Here is a 24,094-nt window from a genome sequence, read left to right as displayed (position 1 = left end):
AATTTTACACCCTCGGCTACTCAACGTTAACCACAAAGGGAAACGGAGCTCCCAGTCCACTCACAACCGCCGTTCCCGTCTGGAAGGAGGGAAGGAGCTCCACAATGTCCCTCCTCGTAAACTCAACGTAGCTCATTATTGCATCAAGGTCTGCAGAGTTCATAGTCCTAAACATAACCTGCGTGTTTGCCTGAGAGAGGACGTATTTACTGACCTGAGCCGGCCTCTGGGTTATAACTAAAAGCCCAAGGTTAAACTTCCTTCCCTCAGAGGCAATCTTCCTTGCCGTAGTGAGGGAGAGGTTATCTTTACCGGCAGAAACGTCTCCGTAACTTGACTCAGGAGCAAAGCTGTGAGCTTCCTCAAGAACCAAGAGCCTCTCCTCTTTACTTTCCTTGTTCTGTAAAAAGAGCTCCTGCATCACAAAACCTGCAAGGTTAACTCTACTCTTTGGGGTCGTAATCTTAGAAAAGTCAAAGATGACCACGGATCTTTTACTGTTTAAGCCCTCTTTAAGCTTTTCCCAGATTTCTGGCTGATTCCCGACAGTACTTCCAAAGAGGGTAAGGAGCTCCGCCTTCACCTCCTCTAAGTTCACACCGTTAACGCTTTCACACTCATCTAAAAGAGAGAGCAAACTTTTCTCTTTAAGCAAAGTAGTAGAGAATGCAGGCTTTACGAACTTTGAAATCACTCCCCTGTTTTTCCTTGCCTCATTTTTGTTACCGCTGATTAGCTCAGGATAGCCGGCACTCTTTATAAGCTCCTCCACCTCTTCCGGATAGACCGGAAAAATCGTGTCCTCAAGTTGAAAGAGGTCAATATCCTCAACTCCCCACCTCTTTAAATCCTCAAAGTACTCCCCGTGAGGGTCAAGGATGAAAATCTGAATTCCCGTCTCTTTCACAAAACGTGATAGAAAGAGCTTTACAAAGTAGCTCTTCCCTGAGCCTGTCGTCCCAAGGACGAGCATGTGTTTAGTTATAACCTCTCCGGCGTCTACGAAAGCTTCAATATCGCTACCTTCAAGAGTTCCAACCTTTACAGGATATTTCATCTTTTTTCCAGAGAAGTTCTTCTCCATTAGGAGTTTTAGAGCTCTTTCGGAAGCAGAGTAGACGGGAGCTCCCACATCAAAGGGTTTTAAAGGAGTTTCTAACTTTCCGTCCTTCACAACTCCAACAACGTCAACAACGGCAATCTTTACCTTTTTACCGTTTTCGTTTAGGTAGGACCACACAGCTGCCTTTTTCCAGTCCTTACCTTTCCTCTCTGCAAAGAGGGTTTTAAATGTATCAATAGAGCCAAAAACCGGCGACTCTCCGGCAGTAAAAGGATTGGCAAAGAAGCCCATATCGTAGGAGTAAACGCTAACAACCCTTCCAAGAACTATCCCCTCCTCGCTCCTAACTTCTACGTAGGACTGCTCTCCAACATCTGGCTCAAGGAGAACAAACTCAAAGGAGCGAGACTTTACTGGGTTTATTGCAAACCCAAGAAGGCTGTCGTCAAACCTAAAGGAGTCTTCTTTTATCCTTTCAAAGTACTCTACGAGCTTCCTCAGCTCCTCTGAGTCGTCGTCGGCATCGTAGTAAACGCCAGCCTCTATGTTTCCCTGAGAGTAATCTGAAAGACCTGCCCCTGTAAAGTTTGCAGAGCCAACAACAGCCTTTTTCCCGTCAATCACTATAAACTTTGCGTGAAGCCTGCTGTTAAGGTAGATAATTCCCCCTTTTTCCCTTATCTTCTCAAAAACTCTGTCGTCGGTTATGACAAGGTCTTGGAGTTCTGACGCCCTTAAAACAACTTCAAGCTCAACCCCAGAAGAAAGGCCGTTTAAGAGCCCCTCAACAATTCCTCCCCTTAGCCATGCAGAGGAAATCTTTACAGATTCCTTTGCTTCTTTTATAAGTCCCTCTATACAACCGTAAATCTCATCACTCCTCAAAACTTTCATTTTCCCTCTCCCACCTAACCTTTCCAAATCCCATAGTTGTCTTCCTGCCAACGCCGGAAAACTCAGAGAACCTACAGAGGGCATTCAGCGCCTTTAGGGCTTCTGGCTCTTCCTTAAAAGCGTAAAAGTAAACTCTACCCATAAAGCCGGTTATTTTTGCCTCATTCATTATTTCTACCTTTTTTGTCTTTATCCAGCAACCGGAAACAAAGAGGTTTTCTTTCACAAAAGAAATCAGCTCCCTCGGAGGAATCTTAATTGGAGAAAAGGCGTTCCAGCGCCTTAAAAGGTTCCTGAATACAAGGTAAGGCTCTGGAAGAACAAGGTCAGCATCCTTCTTTCTAAAGGAGGTAGGCGTTAAGAAGTCTAAGACTATGTCCCTTTTTGGAGAGCTCCCCTTTAGCATCCCCTCGTAGGTTTCAACGAGGACGGGCTTTAAAGAGCGGAGCTCCGCCTTCACTCCGTTTACAGAAACCTCAAGCTCTTTCTCAAAAAACAGAACCCTCGCAACTTCGGGAAAGAGCTCGTTGTTTAAAAGGTTTAGCTCTAAGGTGAAAGAGGTAACCTCCTCTTCCGGCTTTCTAAAGTAGGCAGGGAAGAAGAGGGTGAAAGGCTTTAAGCTGGGAGAGTGGAGGAGCTCCCCGACTTCCTTGTTTTTCTGAAATAGGGAAAAGAAAATGCCGTGAATTACCTTAGGTTTTAAAGAGGAAACCTTAACGGGAGAAGAAAGCCCGAACTTTAAAAGAAGTTTCACCGGCATTACTCAACCACCTCTAAGACGCACCAGCCTAAGGGTTTCCCTCCTAAAAGGGTTAGTTCGGTAGGGACGTTCCTTATTCCCGTAACGGCGTTTCCAACAACCCTTATGTCGTCGTCGCTAAAAGTCTTAGAGAGAGCTCCTGCTCCAAATCCAAGCTTGACAAAAGAAACCTTGTTCTTACCCTCCTCACTTCTGTAGTACTCACTGAAAGCCGGCGAAACCTTAAAAGCCGATACTTTCCAAAGTTTATGCTCCTTATTAAACACCTTAGAGAACTCTTTCCTGAGAGCCTTGATTAAGAGGCTCGGAGTCAGCTCCAGAGGAAAGCTCAAGAAAGCTTTCATATATGAAGGATAAATCGTTACCTCCCCTTCAAAAGCTCCCTCCTTTATGTACTCCATTAGGCCAAATTTACTTTCTCCGCCTTTTCTTTTCAGCCTCCTTATCCTTCCGATAGAAGTAACAACATCCGAAATCGGTCGGAAATCACTAACCTTGACGAATCTGAAAAAGTCCTTAGAGAAGTCATTATTCTCAAAGAACTTTTCGTATTTAGTAACATCACACCTGAGAGAACTGTCCAATTCCCCACTAAAAACTTTACTGAGCTCTTCCATAAGTTTATCTACAGCCTTTCTTTTCCCTTTAAGCTCGTCCTTAGAATAGCTTTTAGGCCACGTGTCCTTTAAATATTTTCTAAAAGCTTCCTCAATTTCACCAAAAACTTTTTCCCGGTCTATACATCCTTCTTCCAGTAAATAGTTAATAAGTGCCGTCCTGATTGCTCCTTTTATGCTTGAACCGGGGATATAGGGAAGATTTGTTAAAGGATTTCTGTGAATTTTCTTTACTACAAACTTGGAGACCGTTTTTTGAAAAGTTTCCTTATCCTCGCGGGATAACCTTTGCATGCTTCTCATCTTGTTCCTGAAGTACTTAACGGCATCTTCATCAACCTCCCCGACAAACAAGGAAACCGACTCATCAACGTTCTCCATAAAAAACCTCTGGAGGCGGGGAATATCGTAAACGGTGAAGTTCTTCATAAGCTCAAAGAACTCCCTGAACTTTCCGGCCTTCCTGAGCTTCCCGATAAACCTCCCAAAATCAATTAGGTAGAACTTGTTCCCTTTCACCGTATACTCAAGGAAGGTGTACTCCTCACCGGTCGTAATAGAAAGGGGCGTTTTAACCTCTAAACGACACCTAAAAGTAACAGGAGCCATCCTTTCCATAACTTCACCCCACAAAAAGAGGAACTATCAAGAAGGAGTGCCTGTGCCCTTTATCTGAAAGGGGAGAAACTCCGCTCTTTAACTCACCGTAGGGCTCCTCCGGGTTCTGTTTCCTTTCTTCGCTTATCTTAAAGACAGAACCCGGCTTGGCCAAGATTACAGGGTTCTTAAAGACTCTCGGAATTGCAACCTCTCTGCCGTGTTTGGGATACTTCGTAAAGAACTCGGCGTAGTACTCTTCTACTTCATCTCCTCGCGGAAGTCCCGTAGAGAGGGATATGAACCAGTTTTTCTCTTTCACTTCCGGTAAGTCCCACCCTTCAGAGACCTCTACGCTGAACTTTCCCTTGCCGGCCGACTTTTTCGCTCCTACACCGACCAAGCCGAGAATCTGAAAGATTTCTTTTATATCGTCTTTACTGAGGAGCTCCTCCTTGTAAAGAACGTACAGCTCCCCCTTTTCAGTGAAGGTTTCCTCAAGGTGGTAGAGCTTCCCCTCAGCCGCAGTTCCCTTAATCCTGTCTATTGAAACGTGGATGGAGGGCTCAGTCGCAATAATCTCCTTTTTCTTTCCTTCCTCTTCCTCCTTCTTTAAAACCTCTAAAACTTTGTCCCTTATACAACAAAGGATACTTTCAAAAGAACCTCCCTTCTCAATGCACTCTTTAAAGATTTCCTTCTCCAAGTAACGCCTCTTCTTCAACCTTTTAAAACGGCCGTACTCTTCGGGAGTTTCCGGAGAAACGGAAAAGGGGTCCTTAGGATACTTCGGAAAGGGCAAGTACCCTTCAGGAAAAATGTCAGAGAAGGCTATCGGTTTCCCGTCCCTCAAAAGCCTCTTTAACTCATCCTCGCCTTTCAACCAACCGTAAACCCAGCAGAACTCACCAAAAAGCGTATCTGCCATGAGAGGTGTAACATAGTTGGTCTCAAATTTCAGCAAAAGCCTTAACTTCTTGTATCCCATAACGAGCCTTCCTCCCCTTTAAAAGGCAGAAGACAAGTCAAGAGCAAAGGGTTCTCTTTTCTTTAAGTGAGAAATACACTCCAGTTTACCTTCTCCGTACTTTTCACTTCTGAACTTTACCTTTCCGTAACCGCGAGAACCGCTCCCTCCCAAAGAGTCAAGCTCCAACAGCCTGAGACCCTTCTTCACGAGGTCTAAGAGCTCCTCTTCGTTATCTCCCTCAAAGACCTTAAGGCAGAGCTTGAATTCAAACTTTGTTCCTGCGGGGATTCTTTCCTTGCTCGTGAGAGCTCCTCCGAACGATGTCCCTGTAATCCTGTTTATCTTGACCTCCGTCTTCTCCTCCGTCATAAGGCCACCTATTCTTTCTCTTAACTCTTTTCGCGATTCTTCGGTAAGCTTTAGGTCGTAGAAAGAAATCCTTGTAGAAGCTATTTCTTCTATTTCTCTTCTCTCTTCCGGTGGAAGTTTTTCAAAATCCTTAAAATCTGAACCCGAAGTTCCGAAAAGTCTGAGGAGATTTTTTGCCACTTTTATCCTTTCATTGTTTAGCTCCTTCTTCATTTTTCTGTAGACTTCATAAGAGAAAACATCTCCCTTGTTAGGCTCAAAAAGACCGTAATAGAGTTCTAAAAGCATTCTTACCTTGCCCTTTAATGAAGAACCGGGGATATATGGTTCACCGTTGAGTGGATTTCTAATAACTGGATTATCCATACCTCCTATCTTGACCTCATCTTTTCCAGCCCCGATATGGAGACCAGTGATAAGCTTAATCGTACCCCTAATCTCAAGGATATCTGCAAGCTTTTTCATCGCTCCCTCCCTATGTAGCTTTTATCTTAACCCTCTTTTGTGGTTTCTAAAATGCCTCTTATAAAACCTACAAAAGCCTCAAACAAGAGTTTGCCGTTCTTTAAATCCTCTTCACTGTTTACGTTAGTAATCAACGTCGTTAAGAACTCTTCAAAAGTGGAATTTATTTTCTTCCTTGCTCTGTCATAGGCCAAATAACTTTTAATCATGTAAAGCTTAAGCAAGAGCGTTTCCAACGATTCCCTTTTTCCTGCGGCAAGACATCTTTCATATATCTCCAAATATTGCTCATAGTACTTTCTTATCTTTGTAAAGCTAATCTTTACAGGCTTTACTTTACCTTTTTGAAACTTACAATCAATAGCTTCCCCTGAAACAACAGTTGCTATTTCCTCAATTGTTTCAAGAAGAATCTCAGGACGCGCTTTTCCCTCCATAAAATTGGTAACCGTGTCCTTTATTTCTTTCCTCGCTTTGAAAATTTTTTCTCTATCTTCTGGTCTGTTAGGACACAGAATCTCTTTATTCATCTCCTCCTCCTATAAACGGCTATTGCAAAGGGTATGTAAAAGAGGTTGTCCTTTTTGTCTTTTTCACACTCTGTAACATCCTCGGCAAGTTCTCTTATCATTTTCTCCAGTGTGCTAAGCACCTCGTATCTTTTCTCTTCCTTAAACTTCCGCCAGACTAAGTAACGAAGGCGAGGCCTCCAGAGGAAGCGTTCCAAACTAATCTTTTTAGCCCTGTCCTCTTTACATTCCTTGCCCTCATCATCAAACTCTCCGTTTGCAAGCCTTGACAAGTAGTAAAGTTTGTAAAGGAAGGAGCTCCCTTTGTCATCTTCCAAGAGTTTCTCAAGCTCGTCAGCTTTATCTACCAACTCCTTAAGCGTTGCAACTCTTCCCTTTCCGTAAAAGACCCTCTTACCGAAAATACAGGTAGTATTCCTCTTCTTCTTCGCCCTGCCCAAAGCCCTCTCTGAGAGTTCAGCAATGAGAGTTAACGGCAATGTGGGCTTAACTATCTCTATACCTACAGAGATGGTAAAGTGCTTGTTGTAGCAAGTAAACTTCTCAAACGCTTCCCTGAGCTTTGTCTCAAACTCAATTACCTTGTCCCAAGGCCCTATGAGGAAGAGGTCATCCCCGCCGGCAAAGACGCTGTAGAGGTCCTTTACTTCCTTTTTCACCAACTCTTTGACCACTGCATTAAAGAAAAAGTCAAGCATCCTGCTCAGAGCAACGACCCTTGAAACAGAAAGGGAAGAATAGTCGTCTCCGCCATCTCTCGGAACTTTAGCAAACCCCTTAGAGAAGATGAATCCCAGCCTGTCAACGTCGGCCTTTAGGACTCCCAAGTAGGGAGGCCCCTTCTCTGCCTCGTGAGCCAAGTGGCAGAAGTTCTTCGGAATGGGTTCTCCGTTCTCTTTGACTTCACTTCTTATTTCTTCATCGTAACAATACTCAAGCTCTTTCGCTTTATCACTCTCTCCTTGTTTCCTCAGCTTTTCCACCTCTAAATCAAGTTCAGTAGTCGGAACGTAGTTCTCAAGGAACTTCACCGGTAAGACAATCCTGTCCTTTTCGGATTCTTCACTAAGCTCTTCAAAGGCGTAGATGACCTCGTTTTCCCTTAGGGGAACTTTTTCAAGACTTTCCTTCAGCTCCTCCTTGTTCTTAAAGAAGGCTATCTCAAAGTTTTCTGGAAGCTCTTCCTTTTTTTCAGGTATAAGGGTCGGGAAGGGAGAGAGCTCCAACTTTATCGGTGAGAACCATACCCTCATATAGCGAGAGTTCGGGAGTTTTTTACCTATCTTTACCAGTCTGTCGCAGAGTTTGCACAAACCCTTATCGGTTTTTCTCGGTGAAACACCGCAAACGATGCAAGGCCTTTTTTTATCTTCCTCATCTGAAAGTTTCTTGTAGTAGTCCTTGAAACTTTTCTTTTCATCGTGGAGTCTGTTCAGCTTCTCAATATCAAACAGGGTAAACTTCTCCTCGGCCTCTTTCTTTTGGAGTTCCTCTATCTTCTCAGAAAACTTTCTAAGGCTAAAGTCCTCCTCGCTCATCGTAACGTAGGCAAACCTAATCTTGACCTCTCCGTAGAAGGGGTCTTTGAGGAGCTCTTCCCTCAACTTCTTGCGGACTTTTTCCAGCCTTTTTTCAACATCCACGTTCGGTAGGAGAAGCCAGACTTTACCTGCGGCATTCAGGAGAACGGAAGAAATGTTTACTTTAAACTCCTCAATTACCTTCCTAACGACCGTCTCAAGAGCTAAGGATACAAGGAACGAACGCGCCCTCAAGATTTTGGCCGCCCACTTCCTCGTCTCTTTTGGAGGACGGAAGACAAAGCTTTGAATCCCCGAAAAGTCTAAGCTCATGAGAATAAATTTCTCCTTCTGCTTTTCTTCCTTATGTTTCCAGCCGGTATCCTCTTCATACCTTGCCAGAGCTGTAGCTATAGCCGCAGTAGTCAAAAGGTGGTCAGCAAGAGGGATATCGGATATGGGAACTTTCCCTTTGGAAAATGCATAGGTGTACGATGGAATACACCACGTATACTTAATCAATAGGTATTTTAAGGCTTCGTACTTAAAGTTAAAGTCAAGTACTCCTCCTTCCCCCTTAAGCTCCTCCAACTTGAGAAGCCCTTCAAGCTCTTTCTTAAAACTCTTCCAGAGCTCCCTGTAATCCCTTTGCCTGTCTCCGTCTGGGTAGGAGTTCTCCTTTCGGGGCGAGAGCTCTTCAGGAAAACAATTCTTTGTATTAAGCACCTTAAACTTATAACCCCAAGCCCTGTCTTTTCCCTCAATATCCGTTATTCTCTCTCCCGGCCTAACAAGGCAGAATATCGGAAGTAGAGTTTTGGTTCTATAGTCCTTACCGTCCTCCTCTATTAAACCTCCGTAACTCCTGAAATCGGACTTCTCTACCTCAACTCTTTCAAGACCGGCACTTAAATTATCGGCCTTCTCAATGACCTTTATGTAACGACCTATTTCCTCGTTTTTCAACAATTCAAAACAGCGTTCCTTTCTGACCCATTTTCCGTTCTCGCGCTTAGAAAGGTGATGACACTGAGCGGCGGCTTTGAGGAAATTTAAAGTTTCCTCCGAAATTTCCTCTCCTAAAAGGAAGGACAGGAGCTTTTTGTTTTCGTTTAAAAAATCTTCAGAAAAGTCCTCGTGGCGTAATCCTTTAGCTTCTTCTTTACGTTTTTTTAATTCCTCTTCACTAACCCCTCTCTGGTAGAACTTGCCGATGTCGTGGAGGAGAGCTCCAAGGGTTACAACCTCAAGCTTCATAAAACTTTCCTCCCCTTTTTTAGCCAATTTTATCAAAAACCTCCTTTTCAAGATTTCCTATACTTAATAAACGGAAAAGAGGGAAAATTTCTGACAGGGAGAGGGAAGTTGACAAACTTTTTGGAGTGGAAAAGGAAAGAGGCACAAAAGCTGTGCCAAGAGATACCCTGCCTCTGGGAATTTGACGTAGAGAGAACCCATCACTCCTTAAACATAGACTTAGGCATAAAGAGCAACAGAACAAAAAGACCGGGCATAACTCTTGGGAAATTAGGAAAGACTCCCAGATTTAGAGTTATTTTTCTCACCACAAAGGAAAGAGAAGAATCAAGCGTTGACCTTTCCCTCTGTCCGAAAGAATGCGACGGGTTTAAAGTTTGGCAAAGGAAAGTGTGGATTTACAGAAAGGGAAAAAAGAGAGTTTTTAAACTACCCAAGCAGGTTTTTGAGGACAGAAAGCTCGTTAAGTTCTGCTCAACATGTAAAGAGGAACTGAGAAAGAGGATAGAAAATGAGCTTAGTAGAGAAACTCTGTAAAGAAAAGGAAATCGCAGAACTTTGCAGGGAAATAGCCAGAGCTCTCTCTAAAAACTTCAAAACGGTAGTAGAGACCACCGAAGAGCTTGAGTCAGAAGTTGCCTTAGTCCTCCTTGAAAGAAAGGAAAAACTCTGTAAGGAGCTTGAACGAATCTCTTTCGCTTACCTTCTACTAACGGTGAAAAACGCCCTCATTGATAAGTTCTTTCGCTCAAAAAACACTCTGACCGTCCTCTTTTCTGAGAGCTCCGAAGAGAGCAACTTCCTCTCAACGCTAAAGGCAGAAAACTTTTCTCCGGTATCTCTTTTGAACGTCAAGGAGGCGATTAAGAAACTGAAGGAAGTCCTCTCAAAAGGGGAGCTTGAGACTCTATGCTACTACTTCCATTCAGTTCTCTATAGAAAGGACGAAAACCCCTTCTTAAGTGAAAAATCTCAGGACGCAAAGTACAAAGCTTGGAGCAGGCTAAAGCCAAAGGTAAGGGAACTCCTCAAAGACTATGACTTAACGGAGGAGGAAATTAGACTTTTGGGAGAGCTCCTCCTGTCAGAATTTTTAAAGAAGAACCGTTTTAACTTAGGGAGGACAAAAGGTGGAACTTAAAGATTTCTTGGAAGAGTATAAGAGAGCTCTTTCTATGCTAAGGGAGGACAGATTGAAGGTTTACAGTATAAAAGCTCCAGAGGAAATTAAAGAGGGCTTTGTTTACGAGACAGAATATGAAGGAGCTCCGGTTCTCCTGCTTGTAGCAAACCTTGAAGAGCATTTCGCAGAGGTCGTTCCCCTCTCTTTCTCTTGGGAGCTTGCTACCCGTTACGACTACATCCTGGAGTTTGAGCATCCCCTAAGAGACACTTGGATTGCCCAGCTTGATTTGGCAACGGAAGTTCCAAAGGAAATTCTCTTTCAGCTTAAGGAAAGAGGGAAAATAAAAGAGGAAGATTTAAGGATAATCCAGTCAGTTCTTGCCGATGAGGGGGAAATCCCTGAGGAAAAAAGGGGAAGAGGCTACGAAGACGAGGTTCACAAGGAGTTTAAAAGAATAGAGTTTGAACGCCACAGGTGGCTGTACGAAGCCCTTTTACTCTCCTTAGATGAAGAGGAAGAAAGGCTCGTCATAGTAAAGCCCTTAAGGGAAGAGCTTGAGGAGCTCTCCTCTCTCCTCTTAGCAGCAGACGCAACCCAAAACGTAGTCAACCTTCCATTTGGAAAGCTCATCTACGTCCCAGAAGAAAAGAAGGCGGAGCTCCTCCTTGACGAAAAGTTCTTAGGTAAAACCGGAAAACTCTCAGTCTCCATAAATGGAAAAGAGTTCACCCTCTTTGTAGGTAAGCTCTCAGACATCACAATTCTCTCTGTCACAGAAAAGCTTTTTAGAGCTCTTAAACACCTTACTCTCAAGGTAAAAGAAGGAGAGTAACTATGAGCTACCTTTTAAGACTTCTTGAAAAGGAAAAGTTTTCTACAGTCTTAAGTTACCTTGAAGGCTGGAAGAGGGGAGAAGTTGAACTTGAGAAAGAGGAAATCGCAACGGCGGTTAAATGTAAAAGGCCTGAAGTAAGCTTTAAAGCAGTAGAAGGACTCTTTGAAAGGTTCTCCTTTGAGGAGGTGAAAGAAATCTTTAAAGAGCTCTTTAACATTACACCCCTTTCTCCTCCAGTTAAGTTCTCTTTTCCGGCCATTAATGAAAAGGAAGGAGTTTTAATTAAAGCCTTGGCCTTTTTAAGCGATAAAACATTCTCTCCTAAGGAAGAGCTCTCTCAAGTAAAAGAAGTCACTCAAAAGGAGTTCGGTTTCTTCTACAATAGGGAGTTTTCTGGAGAGTCCTTTCAAGCTCCCCTCGCCTACGCCCTTCTTTACGGGGAGCTCCCCAAGAGAGTTATCCTTTCAGGCAAACTCCTACCTAAGGGGAACTTTAAAGCCGAAAACGCCAAAGAAAAGGAAGAGGTTGCAACGAAAGAAGGAAAGTTCTTAATAGCCGAAGGGAACATTCATGAGATAAAAGAGTTCTTCTCTAAGGAAGAAAAGGACATCCCCCTGTTAATAGCCACCGGAAAAAGGGAAGAAAACATCCCAAATTTTGAAATCTTCTGCAAGAATGTAGGTTTTAAACCTTTAAAAGGTCTTTTAGACGAAGAAAAACTAATCGTAGAACTTCCAACCTTCCTTCCCCACGATAGAGACTGGAGGGAGCTCTTTCTACCGATAAGGGAGAAGGTTTTAAAGCTAAAAGAGTTCCTACCTGACCTTTCTCTCCACGTTGCACTTAAAGCTCCGATCACTTTCTCTTTGGGAGCTGGAGCTGTTATCGGAACCGGAAAAGTGCCCGTTGCCGTTTATCACTTTGAGAACGGAAGCTACCACAGGGTAATTGACCTAAGGAAAGACAGCAGGAGGATAAAGAGGAGGAAGAGGAAGCTCTCCTTTATTGAGGTAGAGGAAGAAGTAAGAGGAAGCGATACGGCCGTTATAGCCCTACAGGTTGCCTCCCACGAGACAAGGAGTAAGGGAGAGGAGCTCTCTCAAAAGTTTAACGCAGACTTTTTCTACGTTAACGCCCCCGAGCTAAAGGGAAGCTTACCCTTAGACCTTGACTGGGCAGAGGTAGTTGCAGAAATCTACGAAGCCTTTAACAGAATATACGCTAAGGGCCACAAAAAGTTTCACCTTGTAATGAGCGTCCCAAACCCAATCGCTTTTGCCCTCGGAATGGCCGTTGGTAACTACTGGGACGTAACTGTATGGAGCTACTTCAAACCCTTAAAGGACTACAGGCCTGTCTACAACCTGGGAGAGGTAGAAAATGTTTGAACAAGCAGACTGTAATCTTGACAGTTGAGTCAGCGTATCCGTTTTATCTAAATCGCTAGAAGACTGGCAAAACTTACTTGCTTTTTTCCTTTGGAACAAATTTGAGAGAAACTGAATTAACGCAGTATCTTCTGTTCTTTTCAGTAAATCCTTCACCGTAGAAGACGTGTCCAAGGTGAGCTCCACAGTTGGCGCAAACTATCTCTATCCGGTCGTCGGGAAACTCTTCAGGGATTTCCCTAACTGTCCCCTCTATGCAGGCGTCAAATGAAGGCCAGCCGGAGTAGCAGAGGAACTTATGCTCGCTTTTAAAGAGGGGAGTTCCACATCTTTTACAGTGGTAAGTCCCCTCTTCAAAGTGATTCCAGTACTTACCCGTAAAGGGAGGTTCAGTTCCCTTTCTAAGAATCACCCACTTCTCAAACTCTGTCAGGTGCTCGTCGTTAAACTTCTTTATTTCCATCCCTTTTAGAATATATCATCTTCGTCGTCGGAGCTCTCAAATAGACTCTTGAAAGAAAATACATCATCATTGTCTTCCATAAAGCTGTTGTAGAGCTCTTCATCGTCTTCTTCACTTCCATTAAAAATAAACTTCCACCAGAACCATCCCCAAAAGCCAAAGAGAAGGTAAATCAGTATGTCCATCTCTACCCTTAAATTGGGTTCTCAGTTAAAAATAACGAAATAAAGGACAAAAATCTGACAATCCCCTTCACTTTTTGGTGCATTTGGTAGTGAGGGGGACAGAATCCCCCCTCAAACTCCCCCCTTGAAAATAAAACCTTCTCTTTTTCCCCTTCCTTCAAACTCCTTCCCTTAGAAACAGACCCCTCTCACTTTTTAGGGCATTTCAACCAAGAGTTATTAGCCCGTGGGGCTAAGGCAATATTCGTCCCTAACGTCGCAATCCCGCTCACTTTTTCGGGCATTTCAACTTGTTTACCTGCCTAAGCACTACATTGTTCAGGCAGGAATGCAATTGCAATCCCCTTCACTTTTTGGGGCATTTCAAGTAAGTGCGACGCGGAGAACAACACACCAGAAGATACTGACAAGTCGCAATCCCGCTCACTTTCTCGGGCATTTCAACCAATTTAAGGAGGGCGATATGTGTATTATTGTTTACAAGCCGTCGCAATCCCGTCCACTTTTTCGGGCATTTCAACCTGGGAGCTCCTTCCAAAGAGGGAGCGTCCACAATACTATGACTAGTCGCAATCCCGTCCACTTTTTCGGGCATTTCAACAGCAAAAAATTGGAAGTATTGGAAATCAAGGTCTCCAGAACTTAAGTTTTCCATCAAACTCTATAACTCATTGGAAATTAGCACTTCCGAGCAAAAAGTTTCAGTATACTGAACTATGCCCCTTCTGCCCTATTCAGTTTTCAAAGACCATGTAGTTAGATTATACAGAATCTCAATCTTCTGGAACAAACTCAATGTCGTAGGACTTGATGTTCTCCTTGTCGTTGGTAGAGATGTACTGAAATTCCCTTCCCCTATAAAGAGTCATAAAAGCTCCGGCAATTGAAACGGTTTTCTGTCCTCCTGTAACGTCAACTATTACGTCCCTATCTTTGTAACCATCCTCGCTAAGACGTTGATAAATAGAGTTAAGAGCTCCAAAAACCTCCTCTATGTCCTCAAAGTCGTTTATTTTGACTTCCTGAGCTTTCTCCAAAACGGAAAGAAGACGGGAATCCCCTTTAAAGAAAGAAGAAGCAAGCTTCTTAAAGAGAGCAAATTGCTTGGAGCTCTGAGGGGAAGTTAGAACTATCAACCTTTCAAGCTTTTCACCATGATAGGCTATCGCCCTAAGGGGCACCTCCCAATTTCTAAAAGGTGAGCCGTCAACTGCCTTAAAGGAGAGTTCTCCCGAAACAAGAGAAGTTAAGTCCTCCTCTTTTCCTCTAACTGGGCTTAAGAATAGAACAAGAACTTTTTTCTTTTCTGGCTTTTTAACATTAACGTCAAAGTTTCCCCTTTTTGAAACCCACCAGCCGAGAAGCAAAAGAAAAGCTAAAAGACCCAAGCTAATGGCAAGCATCTTAATTCCTTTTTCCCTCTCCCCGTCAAAAAGGAAGGCAGTTAAACCGTCGGGAATCCAGCCGGCAATCAGAGAAAGAAGAACGAGAACAAAACCCGTTATAACAGTTGTCCTCCAGTCTTTAAATAGAAGTCCAAACTGGGAGATAAAAGCCTGACGGAAGTGTAAAGAACTCCGCAGTCTCACAGTTTCCTCCCATTTATTATTGGAGAGCTCTTAAACCGTTGTTACTTGTTAAAAGCTTAAGAACAGAAAGATCAACAAGTTTTCCGAAAGAATTAAGGTAAAAGACATAGCGTCCGTTTGAAAGAAGAAACCTTAAAGCTTTTGTCGTTATTTCAATTCCCACAAAGAGGAAAAGGTGCTCAACTACTCCAATTGGGAGTCTTTCCCTCTTCCCCTTTAGCTCAAAAATGAGGGCGTTTCCGTCCTTTTTAATAACAACCGATGGAGTTACCACAAAGATGGACTTTCTCATCTTCCAGTCAGAGCCCAACTTATCACCTTTCAATCGTTCTTTAGCCTTCACTTTTAGGATAACGAGTCTCTAAAGAAAAATCTGACAGGGTGAAGGAAATTTTGTCCCCTCTCAGACTCTCCCTGTGAAGAATATATCCCGCACTTTTTCGGGCATTTCAACTTGAGGCGCGAAGAGTAGGGTTAGGAGCCCGAAGGCCGGCGTCGCAATCCCGCTCACTTTTTCGGGCATTTCAACAAGAGTAAAAGGGAGTTTGAAGAACTTTGGATTAACCCAGCAAAGTCGCAATCCCGCTCACTTTTTCGGGCATTTCAACAGCAAAAAATTGGAAACATTGAAAATCAATATCTCCAGAACTTGAGATTTCCATCAAATTCTGTAACTCCTTGAAAAAGAGCCTATTAGAGCAAAAAGTTTCAGTAAGCTGAATTATGCCCCGTTAGCCCTATTCAACTTTCAAAGACCAAAGTTAACTTTTTTAATTATATCACAAGGTAAAATTTCACAGAGTTAGACTTACGGAGGTAAAGAGTGAGAAAGGGAAAGTTTTTGACCTACATGGCTCTTGGAGTAGTAGGGGGTTTCTTAGCAGGAGGGTTCTTGCCGGAGCTCTCTCTAAAGACGGCCTTTATTGGAGAACTCTTTCTAAACGCCCTTAAAATGGTCGTTCTGCCTTTAATTATTGTCTCAATAGCAAGCGCAATTTTAAACATGAAAACCATAGAGAAGTTTAAAAGCGTGGGAGTGAGAGCTCTCCTCTACTACACGATGACAACGTCAATAGCTGTGGCAATTGGAATAATAACGGTCATTCTGATAAAACCGGGAGTTGGTTTTTCCCTCAACGGAGACAGTTCATTTAACAGGGAGATGAGCTTTAGTTTAAAGGAGCTCCTTACCAACCTCCTACCTCCAAACCTCTTTAAAGCGTTAGTTGACTTTAACGTTCTTGGAATCATAGTTGCAACGATGCTGTTTTCACTTGCAGTCCTGTCCATCAAGTGGGAAGAAAAGCCCCTCCTCCACAAGCTCATCTCAGAGCTTGATGCTTCAATACTAAAGCTAACAGGCTGGATTATCAACTTTGCCCCCTTAGGAATCTTCTCCCTTATTGCTGCAAAGGTAGCCTCTATTGGTGGCGCAAAGGCAATAGTTCCCCTTCTAATTTCTCTTGGCAAGTATGTTTTAACCGTCCTCTTAGCTTTGGGAATTCATGCCTTTCTAATTCTTCCTGCAATCTACTACTTCTTTATCCGTAAAAATCCATACGCTTATATAGGAAAAGTAAAAGAAGCCCTTATAACGGCATTTGCAACAGCTTCCTCTTCTGCCACGTTGCCGGTTACCCTTAAAGAAGTTGTTGGAAGTGGCGTTAAAAAGACAGTTGCAGAATTTACCCTACCTCTTGGAGCTACTATAAACATGGATGGGACGGCACTTTACGAGGCCGTCGCAGTCATATTTATAGCCGAAAGCTACGGAATCAACCTTGAGCTTACCCACTACCTTATTATCTTTTTAACGGCCACACTTGCGGCAATTGGAGCTGCTGGAATTCCCGAAGCAGGACTCGTTACAATGGTTTTAGTTCTCCAGTCCGTCGGCATTCCGGTAGAAGGAATAGGTATCATTTTGGCTGTTGACTGGTTCCTTGACAGGTGTAGGACGGCAGTTAACGTTCTTGGTGATACAATTGGCGCTGCAGTTATCTCCCACGGACTAGAGGAGGTTAAAAATGGTAGGGTTTCTCCTTGACCTTGAGGGAACTCTTGTAAAGGATAAAAGCTACACTCCAATACCTGAAGCCCTTGAGTTTACAAAGATACTTGACGAAAGAGGTATCCCTTGGATTGTTGCTACAAACAACTCAACCGAAAAGCCGAGACGTCTAATAGAAATACTCCGAGAGAAAGGTTTCAACGTAAACGAGAAAAAACTCCTCTCACCAAGCCTCCTAGCGAGCAACTTCTTAAAGAGGGAAGGCGTAAGATCTATCTACTTTATGGGAACTGAGAAGATAAAGGAATTCTTTAAAGAAGAAGGCTTTGAAGTAAGGGACGACCACAATGTAGATGCCGTTGTTGTAGGAAGGGATAGAGAGATTAATTACGGGAAACTCAAAACGGCAACTTCTGCGCTTGTCGTTAACGGTGCAAAGCTCTTCTCATTCCACATGAACAGGCTCATCTTAGATCCCGACGGTCTTGTTGGTCCAAGCGTTGGAGCAATTGCTACAGCACTCTCCTACGCTGCTAACAAGCCAGTAATTTCTTTTGGCAAACCTTCAAAGGAGTATTTTGAAAGAGCCTTTGAGCTTCTAGGAATAAGTGATCCTCAAAAGGTCTACATGGTAAGCGACGACCCATTTACGGACCTTGCCGAAGGAAAAAAGGTCACAGGATTTAAAACCGTGTTCGTCTTAAGCGGAAAGTACAAAGATACAGCCATCTTAGAAGAAGTTACCCCCGAACTGAGACCAGACTACGTATTTAACCATATCGGCGAGTGCATTAAGCTCATTTAAGGTGTAAAGATGCTTGAAAGAATCAAAACCTACATGGAAATGATAAAGGTTGAACATACGGTCTTCGCCCTGCCCTTTGCGCTGACAGCAGCACTCATTGCTGCTCACGGCTTTCCAAGCCCTTACCAAACTTTCTGGATTGTTGTAGCTCTATTCGGAGCAAGAACAGCAGCTATGAGCCTAAACAGGCTGATTGACGCTGAAATTGACGCCAAAAATCCACGAACAGCCAACAGGCACATTCCAAGGGGAATCGTGAAAAAATCTGAGGCTTTAGCTCTTGCAGTAGTAGGTTTCGCCCTTATGATCCTTGGAGCTTATAAACTTAACCCTTTAGCCCTTAAGTTATCGCCTATTGCTATCTTTATTCTGGTTCTCTACTCCTTTACAAAACGCTTTACCTACCTGTGCCACATAGTTCTCGGAATTGCAATAGCTCTTGCTCCCTTAGGAGCATGGGTTGCAGTAACGGGAGGAGTAAGTTTAACGGCCTTTATTCTGTCTGCCTCCGTGGGACTCTGGGTAGCAGGATTTGACATCATTTACGCACTTCAGGACGTTGAGTTTGACAGGAAGGAAGGTCTTTATTCAATCCCAGCAGTCCTTGGAGAGAGAAAGGCACTCCTCCTTTCGAAGGTTTTCCACGTTTTAACCCTTTTAGGACTTATATACGTTGGAGTAAGTGAGGGACTTGGAATACCCTACTACATAGGTCTAGCAATTTCAGCCTTTCTCATGGCTAAGGAGCATGCCATCATTTCTCGCGATAGGACTAAAATAAACTACGCATTCTTTAACTTAAACGGCTACATCAGCCTAACCATCTTTGCGTTTACTCTTCTTAACTACCTATGGAGTGGGACGTGGAGTTCCTAAAGTACTTAATATCAATCCTCGTTATTGTTGACCCCATATTTGCTGCCATAATTGTCGCCGGTTTAGTTGAAGGAAAACGAGCTATAGAGGAAGTTGCTTTTAGGAGCTCCATCACTGTATTCATAGCTGCCCTCGTTACCTTCTTTGCAGGAGACGCCCTCCTCAACTTGATGGGAATAAACATCTTCAGCATAAAGATTTTTGGCGGTTTAATCCTTCTCCACATGGCTTTTCAGATGCTTCAGGCCTATCCACCAAAGACTAAGCATACAAAAGAAGAAAGGGATGCAGCCGTCGAGAAGGAGGATATATCGGTTATTCCAATTGGGATCCCAATCCTTTTTGGTCCAGCGGCTTTTACAACCGTCCTCATCTTCAAAGAGGAATCACACGGAGTCTTCCAAGAAGCTTCGCTATTTGCAGCTCTGACAATTACAGCCCTTGTTGTATATTTTGTCCTGAAAAACGCAGCCTACTTGGCTCAAAGAATGGGGCCTACGGGTATAAACGTTACAGTTAGGGTATTCGGGCTCTTTGTAGGCTCCCTCGGCTCTCAGTTCATAGTTGACGGAGTAAAACATTTGTGGGCTCAGGGGTAAAAGATGAAAGTGGTAATTCAAAGAGTCCTAAGCGGTAAGGTAGTTGTAGGAGGAGAAACCGTAGGGGAAATAAAACAGGGAATCGTTGCTCTCGTGGGCTTTGAGAAAGGGGACATAAATTCCTACATAGACAAGATGGCAGACAAAATCGTCAACCTCAGGATTTTTGAGGACTCTGCTGGGAAGATGAACCTGTCGCTGAAAGAGATAGGAGGGGAGCTCCTCGTTGTTCCGAACTTCACTTTGGCCGCTGACTGTAGGAAAGGAAGGAGACCAAGCTTTCAATCATCCGAAGACCCAGAAAAGGCAGAACAGATGTTCCACCGCTTTGTTGAAAAGTGTAGAGAACTTGGCGTCCCTGTGAAGACGGGCATATTTGGAGCAGATATGAAGGTTCACATAGTAAACGATGGACCAGTAACGTTTATACTCTCAAGTAAAGACTTTTCTTAAGAGGCCGCAATGAAGTTCGAATTTGAGTATGCATTCGTCCTGCTATTCGTTCTCCTTTCCATACTCTCCCTCTGGTCAAAGAAGTTTATAACTAAGCTGCTACTTAAGTTTTTCTCGCGGGATGAGAAACTATCAAAAGTCGAAAAGCTCCTCATAAGGCTCTCTGTATGGGTTTCCTACTTTTTCGCCCTGCTATTTTTCAACTTGGCCATAGTTCAGCTCCCTCTGCCGGCTCAGACAACGGAGGTCATAAACAACGTCTTTTTCGTCCTCTACGTATGCATACTCTCCTTTGTTGCCTCTAAGGTTCTTGACATCGTCCTTGAGAAGTTCTCACAGGGAATGAAGGCAAAGGTTTCCCCGTCGGAGACACCGTTAATAGATACCTACTACTCTATGATTTCAAAACTCATGAAAATCTTCGTCTTTGTGATAGCAGCCATCGCTATCCTTGACAGGCTCGGATTTAACGTTACTTCCTTAGTAACGTCCCTTGGAGTCGGCTCTTTAGCAGTCGGTTTAGCTGCAAAGGATACGATAAGCAACTTTATCTCTGGAGTTCTGCTCGTTACCGACCGGCAGTTCCGCATAGGAGACAGGGTTTACATAAAGGATATTGACGTTGAAGGCTACGTTTACGACATAGGCCTGCGGACGACAAGAATACTGACTATTACAGGAAACAATCTAATAACCATTCCAAACTCTAAACTCACTGAAGGAATTATTGAAAACTCACTCTACCCAGACCCAAGAGTTAAAGACTTTGTAGAAGTAGGAGTAGCCTACGGTTCAGACATTGAGAAAGTGAAGGAACTCCTCCTTTTAGCAACTGAGGGAGTTGAAGGTATTCTAAAAAATCCCCCACCAGCTGTTTATTTTACCCAGTTCGGAGACAGCGCGCTAATTTTCAAGCTCATATACTACGTTGAGAAGAAAGACCTTGCCTTTGGCATAAAGTCCATTCTCCACGAAAAGATAATAAAGCTCTTTAGAGAAAACGGTATAGAGATTCCCTTCCCTCAGAGCGATGTTTGGTTTAGAACCCCCTTAGAAGTTAAGTTAGAGAGAGATGGAGAAGCTCTATAGCGTAAAGATGAGGAGCTCTGCTGCCGGTCACCACATTTCCGGCGCAGAAAGGATAGTCAGAGAAGAAGAAATTGAAAAAGTTGCAGGAGAACTTGTAAGGAGAGCTCTCAACCACTCTAAAGGAAAACCCGACTTTATCAACCTAAAAGTTGAACTTCTTTCTGAGGAGCCTTTAAGGCTTACTTTACTCCCCGTCATTGAGGTAACGGGAAACTACAGTGCTGAAAGAGTATTAAAGGAGCTCTTCTCTCTTTCTCCTATCCCAGTAGAGCTTGGCCTTAGAGTTTACAGGGAGCTCCTTTCTGGACCTGCCCCAGACGGAAAAACGATGAGAGGAGCGATGATTGTTGAAGTTCCCTCTGGTAAAAGGCTTGAACCGGACAAATTCAGAGGAGTAAGGGCCTCTTACCTTGACATAACGAAAGAAGCAGAAAGGAAACTCCGAGAGCTTACAGGAGAAAGGTTTACCGAGAACTTTAAGGAAGCCCTGACGCTCTCAACAAAGATTTTGAACTATCCTGCTGTCCTTGGAGAGCTCTGCGTTTCAGACGACCCAGATTACACGACAGGCTACCTGTCGTTAAAGGGAGTAGGTTACATTAGGATAAAAAACATAAAAGAAGCGGGCTCTCCCTTAGGAGGTAGAGCTATTTTCGTTAGAGAAAGCACCTCCTTAGATGAGTTAATAAGGTACCTTGAGAAAATTCCCGTTCTCGCTGACAGGGTAAGTTCTTATTCCTTAGTTCCTGCTGAAGAGCTCTCTAAGGTATTTTCAGAAAACTCCCTGTAGCTCCCCACCTTTACTAAACCGTGAAGGCTTGCTCCCGGCTCAACGGAAAAGTTTTCTGCAACAACGTCTCCCTTTATCTTTGCAGAAGCTTTTACATCAAGTTTCTTAGCCTCAACGTTACCTTCAATGTTCCCCATAGCTACAACAACTTCTGCGTAAACGTTACCGTTTATCTTTGACGACTGTCCAAGGATTACAAACTTTCCCCTAACGTCGCCCGTAACCTCTCCGTCTATCCTTATTTTCCCTTCGGCGTAGATGTTTCCCTCAATTTTTAAACCTTCGGCTAAGATGCTCTTGATTTCGTCTATGTTTTCTGACTCTTTCCTCTTTAGCATTTGCAAGAACCTCCATAAAGTCGTGGGGGTTCATAATTCTGTTTCTAAATTTTATAGTGTAGTGCAAGTGTGGCCCCGTACTCCTTCCGCTGTTCCCCATAAGGCCTATAATCTGTCCCCTCTCTACCCTATCACCCTTTTTTACAAGGAGCTTTGCCAAGTGGCCGTAGTAGGTTACTATGTCCCTGTTGTGCCTTATCTCAAGACACTTTCCCATAAGGCCACACCATCCCGCCTTTATAACGACGCCGTCGGCTGGAGCTCTAACCGGTGTCCCCCACTTGTCAGCTATATCAACGCCCAAGTGAAACTCAAGTCTTCCCGTGACAGGATTACGCCTGAGCCCAAAGTCAGAGGTTATCCTGCCGTAAGTTGGATAGCCAAGAGGAGTTGTCTTGAAGTTCTCTATGAGGTAGTCAATACCGGGAATGACGTCGGAAAAGTTAACTCCAGAGCTCTCTTTTTCCAGTAGCTTATCAAGAGGAAGGGCAAGTCCACCCTCTCCCTCTGTTTGAGAAACTTCAATCCCTACCCTTTTCATAATGGAGTCTATTATCTCTATCCTCCTTGCAAGCTCTTCAATTGTTTCTTCCTTCTCCTGCTCAAGTGAAGCTACACGAGACCTTAAGTTAGCGTTTTCCTTTTCAAGCTGAGCTACTTTAGAGCGGAGCTCCTTGAGCTCCTTAGTAGAAGTGGAATAATAGCGGTTGGACTTGTAGGTTATGAAAACGGCGTATACGGTAACACTGAGGGTGAAAACAACGGAGAAGAGTAAAGAGAAAACGATAAGCTTTTTTGAAATGAAAAAGCGCTTTACCCTGTTGGCGAGTTCATCCTCAATGACTATTACCTGAAGTCTGTCATTCCTGTTTTTCCCCATCTTACTTCCCTATACAGAATCGGGAGAAGATTATATCAAGCATGTCCTCCGTTGTCACCTGACCGACTATCTCTCCAAGGGCATTTAAAGCTGCGTCAATATCCATAGAGAGAAACTCAGGAGACTCAAAACCTGCCTCAATGCTGTTAACGACTTTTATGAGCGAATCTCGGGCTTTCTCTAAAAGCTCTCTGTGCCTTTCACTCGTTATGAGAACGTCATCTCCCTTCAAAACAGTTTCAGGATCTAAAAGAACCATGTTAACGATTTCAGTAGCAAGCTCCTTAATTCCCTCCCCACTTTTAGCACTTATCTCAACGCACCTCCAATCCGAAACCTCTCCACACTTCACCTTAAGACCCAAATCCTTCTTATTAAGGACAAGAATGACATTTTCCTTCCCTCTCAGCATCTCAGAAACTTTTAAATCTTCCTCTGTAAATCCGCAAGAGCCGTCAATAACGAAAAGAATTACGTCCGCTCTTTCAATGCTCCTAAGGCTTCTCTCTATTCCTATTCTTTCAACTACATCAGAAGACTCCCTTATTCCCGCCGTATCAATGAGCCTGATAGGAACACCTTCCAAAGTTACCGTTTCCTCAATAATGTCCCGCGTAGTGCCGGGAACTTCGGTAACGATGGCCCTTTCTTCTTGAAGGATTGCGTTAAGGAGCGAAGACTTTCCAACGTTAGGCCTACCAACTATTGCAACTTTTATTCCCTCCTTAATAATGCGACCATCTCTATAAGTAGAAAGGAGTTTCTCTATTCCGTTTAGGACTTCCTGAATTCTCCTCTTTACCTCTCCAGATTCTATTATCTCAACCTCTTCCTCAGGGAAGTCTACAGCAGCCTCAATGTAGGCCTTTGCCTCAAGGAGCTTGTCCCTTAAAAGCTTAATTTTTTTGGAGAGCTCTCCTTCTAAGTGTTTTAGAGCGACCTTAGCGGACACTTCGCTCGTAGCGTTGATGAGCTCGTTTATAGCCTCCGCCTGAACGAGGTCTATTTTCCCGTGAATGAAAGCTCTCATTGTAAACTCGCCGGGCTCTGCAAGGCGAGCTCCCCGCCTTAAAACTTCCCTTAAAATCTTCCTTACAACAACTATACCTCCGTGGCTGTGAATCTCAACGATGTCCTCTCCCGTGAAAGTTTTTGGAGCTCTCATATAAACGGTAAGAACCTCATCTATCGGCTCTCCAGAGCTATCAACGACAACGCCGTAATACATCTTTCTGCTATCAAAGTGCTCCTTCCTCTCTCCGGATTTTGTCCGGAACATCTCCTGAAGTATCCTGAGGGAGTCCTTCCCGGAAATCCTGACGATTCCTATGGCACCCCTGCCGATAGGAGTCCCTATCGCAGCTATCGTATCCTCACAAAGGTAATCTCTCACAACTTACCCCCTGTGCTATACTTTCACAAAATTTAAAGGAGAATCCTAGACTTATGTGCGGTATTGTAGGCTATATCGGTAAAGATAATGCAAAAAACATCATTCTAGACGGACTAAAAAGGCTTGAGTATAGAGGCTACGACTCTGCCGGAATTGCCATCATCGTAAACGGCAAGATCAAAACCTTCAAAAGAGAAGGAAAAATCAGAAACTTAGAGTGTGAGCTAAATAA

At 43.7% G+C, this 24,094-nt stretch carries 25 protein-coding genes; 11 read left to right on the top strand and 14 right to left on the bottom strand.

Features of this window, described 5'->3' with window-relative positions:
• Nucleotides 1-16 precede the first annotated feature (16 nt).
• From CLV27_RS00125 to cas10, 7 genes are read right to left on the bottom strand one after another with little or no spacing between them, the layout of a single operon-like run.
• The gene (locus CLV27_RS00125) at nt 17-1,957 is read right to left on the bottom strand and encodes a helicase HerA domain-containing protein (RefSeq protein ID WP_207891587.1); all 1,941 of its coding nucleotides are present in this window, start codon (nt 1,955-1,957) and stop codon (nt 17-19) included.
• Nucleotides 1,938-2,717, bottom strand: a complete 780-nt coding sequence (gene cas6 / locus CLV27_RS00120; protein ID WP_132524566.1) for a CRISPR-associated endoribonuclease Cas6 — start codon at nt 2,715-2,717, stop codon at nt 1,938-1,940. The genes CLV27_RS00125 and cas6 overlap by 20 nt, the downstream gene beginning before the upstream one ends.
• Nucleotides 2,717-3,952: a type III-A CRISPR-associated RAMP protein Csm5 gene (gene csm5, locus CLV27_RS00115; RefSeq protein ID WP_132524564.1), complete on the bottom strand. Its 1,236-nt coding sequence runs from the start codon at nt 3,950-3,952 to the stop codon at nt 2,717-2,719. Before csm5 ends, cas6 begins: the two co-directional genes overlap by 1 nt.
• Nucleotides 3,953-3,956: 4 nt before the next feature.
• Nucleotides 3,957-4,919 carry a type III-A CRISPR-associated RAMP protein Csm4 gene (gene csm4 / locus CLV27_RS00110; RefSeq protein WP_132524562.1) on the bottom strand — a complete coding sequence of 321 codons (963 nt, stop codon included), beginning with the start codon at nt 4,917-4,919 and terminating at the stop codon, nt 3,957-3,959.
• An 18-nt stretch (nt 4,920-4,937) separates the two neighbouring features.
• The gene (gene csm3, locus CLV27_RS00105) at nt 4,938-5,735 is read right to left on the bottom strand and encodes a type III-A CRISPR-associated RAMP protein Csm3 (RefSeq protein WP_132524560.1); all 798 of its coding nucleotides are present in this window, start codon (nt 5,733-5,735) and stop codon (nt 4,938-4,940) included.
• Nucleotides 5,736-5,761: 26 nt separating this feature from the next.
• Nucleotides 5,762-6,265, bottom strand: coding sequence for a type III-A CRISPR-associated protein Csm2 (gene csm2 / locus CLV27_RS00100; protein WP_132524558.1), 504 nt, complete (start codon nt 6,263-6,265; stop codon nt 5,762-5,764).
• A complete protein-coding gene (gene cas10 / locus CLV27_RS00095) occupies nt 6,262-9,069 on the bottom strand; it encodes a type III-A CRISPR-associated protein Cas10/Csm1 (RefSeq protein ID WP_338047267.1) in 2,808 nt (935 codons plus the stop codon). The genes csm2 and cas10 overlap by 4 nt, the downstream gene beginning before the upstream one ends.
• 81 nt (nt 9,070-9,150) lie before the next feature.
• Between cas10 and CLV27_RS00090 the strand changes: the two genes are divergently transcribed.
• From CLV27_RS00090 to CLV27_RS00075, 4 genes are read left to right on the top strand one after another with little or no spacing between them, the layout of a single operon-like run.
• The gene (locus tag CLV27_RS00090; protein ID WP_132524554.1) at nt 9,151-9,579 is read left to right on the top strand and encodes a hypothetical protein; all 429 of its coding nucleotides are present in this window, start codon (nt 9,151-9,153) and stop codon (nt 9,577-9,579) included.
• Complete coding sequence (locus CLV27_RS00085; RefSeq protein WP_132524552.1) at nt 9,554-10,183, top strand: hypothetical protein; 630 nt, start codon at nt 9,554-9,556, stop codon at nt 10,181-10,183. The genes CLV27_RS00090 and CLV27_RS00085 overlap by 26 nt, the downstream gene beginning before the upstream one ends.
• A complete protein-coding gene (locus CLV27_RS00080; RefSeq protein WP_132524550.1) occupies nt 10,173-11,000 on the top strand; it encodes a hypothetical protein in 828 nt (275 codons plus the stop codon). The genes CLV27_RS00085 and CLV27_RS00080 overlap by 11 nt, the downstream gene beginning before the upstream one ends.
• 2 nt (nt 11,001-11,002) lie before the next feature.
• The gene (locus CLV27_RS00075) at nt 11,003-12,391 is read left to right on the top strand and encodes an SAVED domain-containing protein (protein WP_132524548.1); all 1,389 of its coding nucleotides are present in this window, start codon (nt 11,003-11,005) and stop codon (nt 12,389-12,391) included.
• 73 nt (nt 12,392-12,464) lie between these two features.
• Here the strand turns inward: CLV27_RS00075 and msrB are convergent, their stop codons facing one another.
• The 4 genes from msrB to CLV27_RS00055 form a co-directional block, all read right to left on the bottom strand.
• Nucleotides 12,465-12,854: a peptide-methionine (R)-S-oxide reductase MsrB gene (msrB, locus tag CLV27_RS00070; RefSeq protein ID WP_132524546.1), complete on the bottom strand. Its 390-nt coding sequence runs from the start codon at nt 12,852-12,854 to the stop codon at nt 12,465-12,467.
• 5 nt (nt 12,855-12,859) lie between these two features.
• Nucleotides 12,860-13,039 carry a hypothetical protein gene (locus CLV27_RS00065; protein WP_132524544.1) on the bottom strand — a complete coding sequence of 60 codons (180 nt, stop codon included), beginning with the start codon at nt 13,037-13,039 and terminating at the stop codon, nt 12,860-12,862.
• 773 nt (nt 13,040-13,812) lie between these two features.
• Nucleotides 13,813-14,628: a hypothetical protein gene (locus tag CLV27_RS00060; protein ID WP_132524542.1), complete on the bottom strand. Its 816-nt coding sequence runs from the start codon at nt 14,626-14,628 to the stop codon at nt 13,813-13,815.
• A gap of 16 nt (nt 14,629-14,644) precedes the next feature.
• Entirely contained in the window at nt 14,645-14,953 is a 309-nt protein-coding gene (locus tag CLV27_RS00055) for a CRISPR-associated endonuclease Cas1 (protein WP_132524540.1), read from the bottom strand.
• 498 nt (nt 14,954-15,451) lie between these two features.
• On the opposite strand from CLV27_RS00055, the gene CLV27_RS00050 reads away from it, so the two are divergent.
• The 7 genes from CLV27_RS00050 to CLV27_RS00020 are packed head-to-tail and all read left to right on the top strand — an operon-like array spanning nt 15,452 to nt 21,251.
• Nucleotides 15,452-16,675, top strand: a complete 1,224-nt coding sequence (locus CLV27_RS00050) for a dicarboxylate/amino acid:cation symporter (protein ID WP_132524538.1) — start codon at nt 15,452-15,454, stop codon at nt 16,673-16,675.
• Nucleotides 16,656-17,444: an HAD-IIA family hydrolase gene (locus tag CLV27_RS00045; RefSeq protein WP_132524536.1), complete on the top strand. Its 789-nt coding sequence runs from the start codon at nt 16,656-16,658 to the stop codon at nt 17,442-17,444. Before CLV27_RS00050 ends, CLV27_RS00045 begins: the two co-directional genes overlap by 20 nt.
• Before the next feature lie 9 nt (nt 17,445-17,453).
• Nucleotides 17,454-18,320, top strand: coding sequence for a UbiA-like polyprenyltransferase (locus tag CLV27_RS00040; RefSeq protein ID WP_132524534.1), 867 nt, complete (start codon nt 17,454-17,456; stop codon nt 18,318-18,320).
• Nucleotides 18,308-18,919, top strand: a complete 612-nt coding sequence (locus CLV27_RS00035; protein WP_132524532.1) for a MarC family protein — start codon at nt 18,308-18,310, stop codon at nt 18,917-18,919. The genes CLV27_RS00040 and CLV27_RS00035 overlap by 13 nt, the downstream gene beginning before the upstream one ends.
• Before the next feature lie 3 nt (nt 18,920-18,922).
• Nucleotides 18,923-19,372: a D-aminoacyl-tRNA deacylase gene (gene dtd, locus CLV27_RS00030; RefSeq protein ID WP_132524530.1), complete on the top strand. Its 450-nt coding sequence runs from the start codon at nt 18,923-18,925 to the stop codon at nt 19,370-19,372.
• A gap of 9 nt (nt 19,373-19,381) precedes the next feature.
• The gene (locus tag CLV27_RS00025) at nt 19,382-20,461 is read left to right on the top strand and encodes a mechanosensitive ion channel family protein (protein WP_132524528.1); all 1,080 of its coding nucleotides are present in this window, start codon (nt 19,382-19,384) and stop codon (nt 20,459-20,461) included.
• Nucleotides 20,445-21,251 (top strand): 6-carboxyhexanoate--CoA ligase, encoded by an 807-nt coding sequence (locus CLV27_RS00020; RefSeq protein WP_132524526.1) that lies wholly within the window; start codon nt 20,445-20,447, stop codon nt 21,249-21,251. The genes CLV27_RS00025 and CLV27_RS00020 overlap by 17 nt, the downstream gene beginning before the upstream one ends.
• Here the strand turns inward: CLV27_RS00020 and CLV27_RS00015 are convergent.
• Genes CLV27_RS00015 through mnmE form a run of 3 tightly spaced genes read right to left on the bottom strand, consistent with a single transcriptional unit; the run spans nt 21,194 to nt 23,862 of the window.
• Nucleotides 21,194-21,589, bottom strand: a complete 396-nt coding sequence (locus CLV27_RS00015; RefSeq protein WP_132524524.1) for a bactofilin family protein — start codon at nt 21,587-21,589, stop codon at nt 21,194-21,196. The genes CLV27_RS00020 and CLV27_RS00015 overlap by 58 nt on opposite strands.
• On the bottom strand, nt 21,519-22,469 hold the full coding sequence (locus CLV27_RS00010; RefSeq protein ID WP_132524522.1) for a M23 family metallopeptidase: 951 nt from the start codon (nt 22,467-22,469) through the stop codon (nt 21,519-21,521). The genes CLV27_RS00015 and CLV27_RS00010 overlap by 71 nt, the downstream gene beginning before the upstream one ends.
• A 1-nt stretch (nt 22,470) precedes the next feature.
• On the bottom strand, nt 22,471-23,862 hold the full coding sequence (mnmE, locus tag CLV27_RS00005) for a tRNA uridine-5-carboxymethylaminomethyl(34) synthesis GTPase MnmE (protein ID WP_132524520.1): 1,392 nt from the start codon (nt 23,860-23,862) through the stop codon (nt 22,471-22,473).
• Between the last annotated feature and the right edge of the window lie 232 nt (nt 23,863-24,094).

Source organism: Phorcysia thermohydrogeniphila (assembly GCF_004339575.1).
GTDB classification, from domain to species: domain Bacteria; phylum Aquificota; class Aquificia; order Desulfurobacteriales; family Desulfurobacteriaceae; genus Phorcysia; species Phorcysia thermohydrogeniphila.
This window is presented reverse-complemented; position numbering and strand designations above follow the sequence as displayed.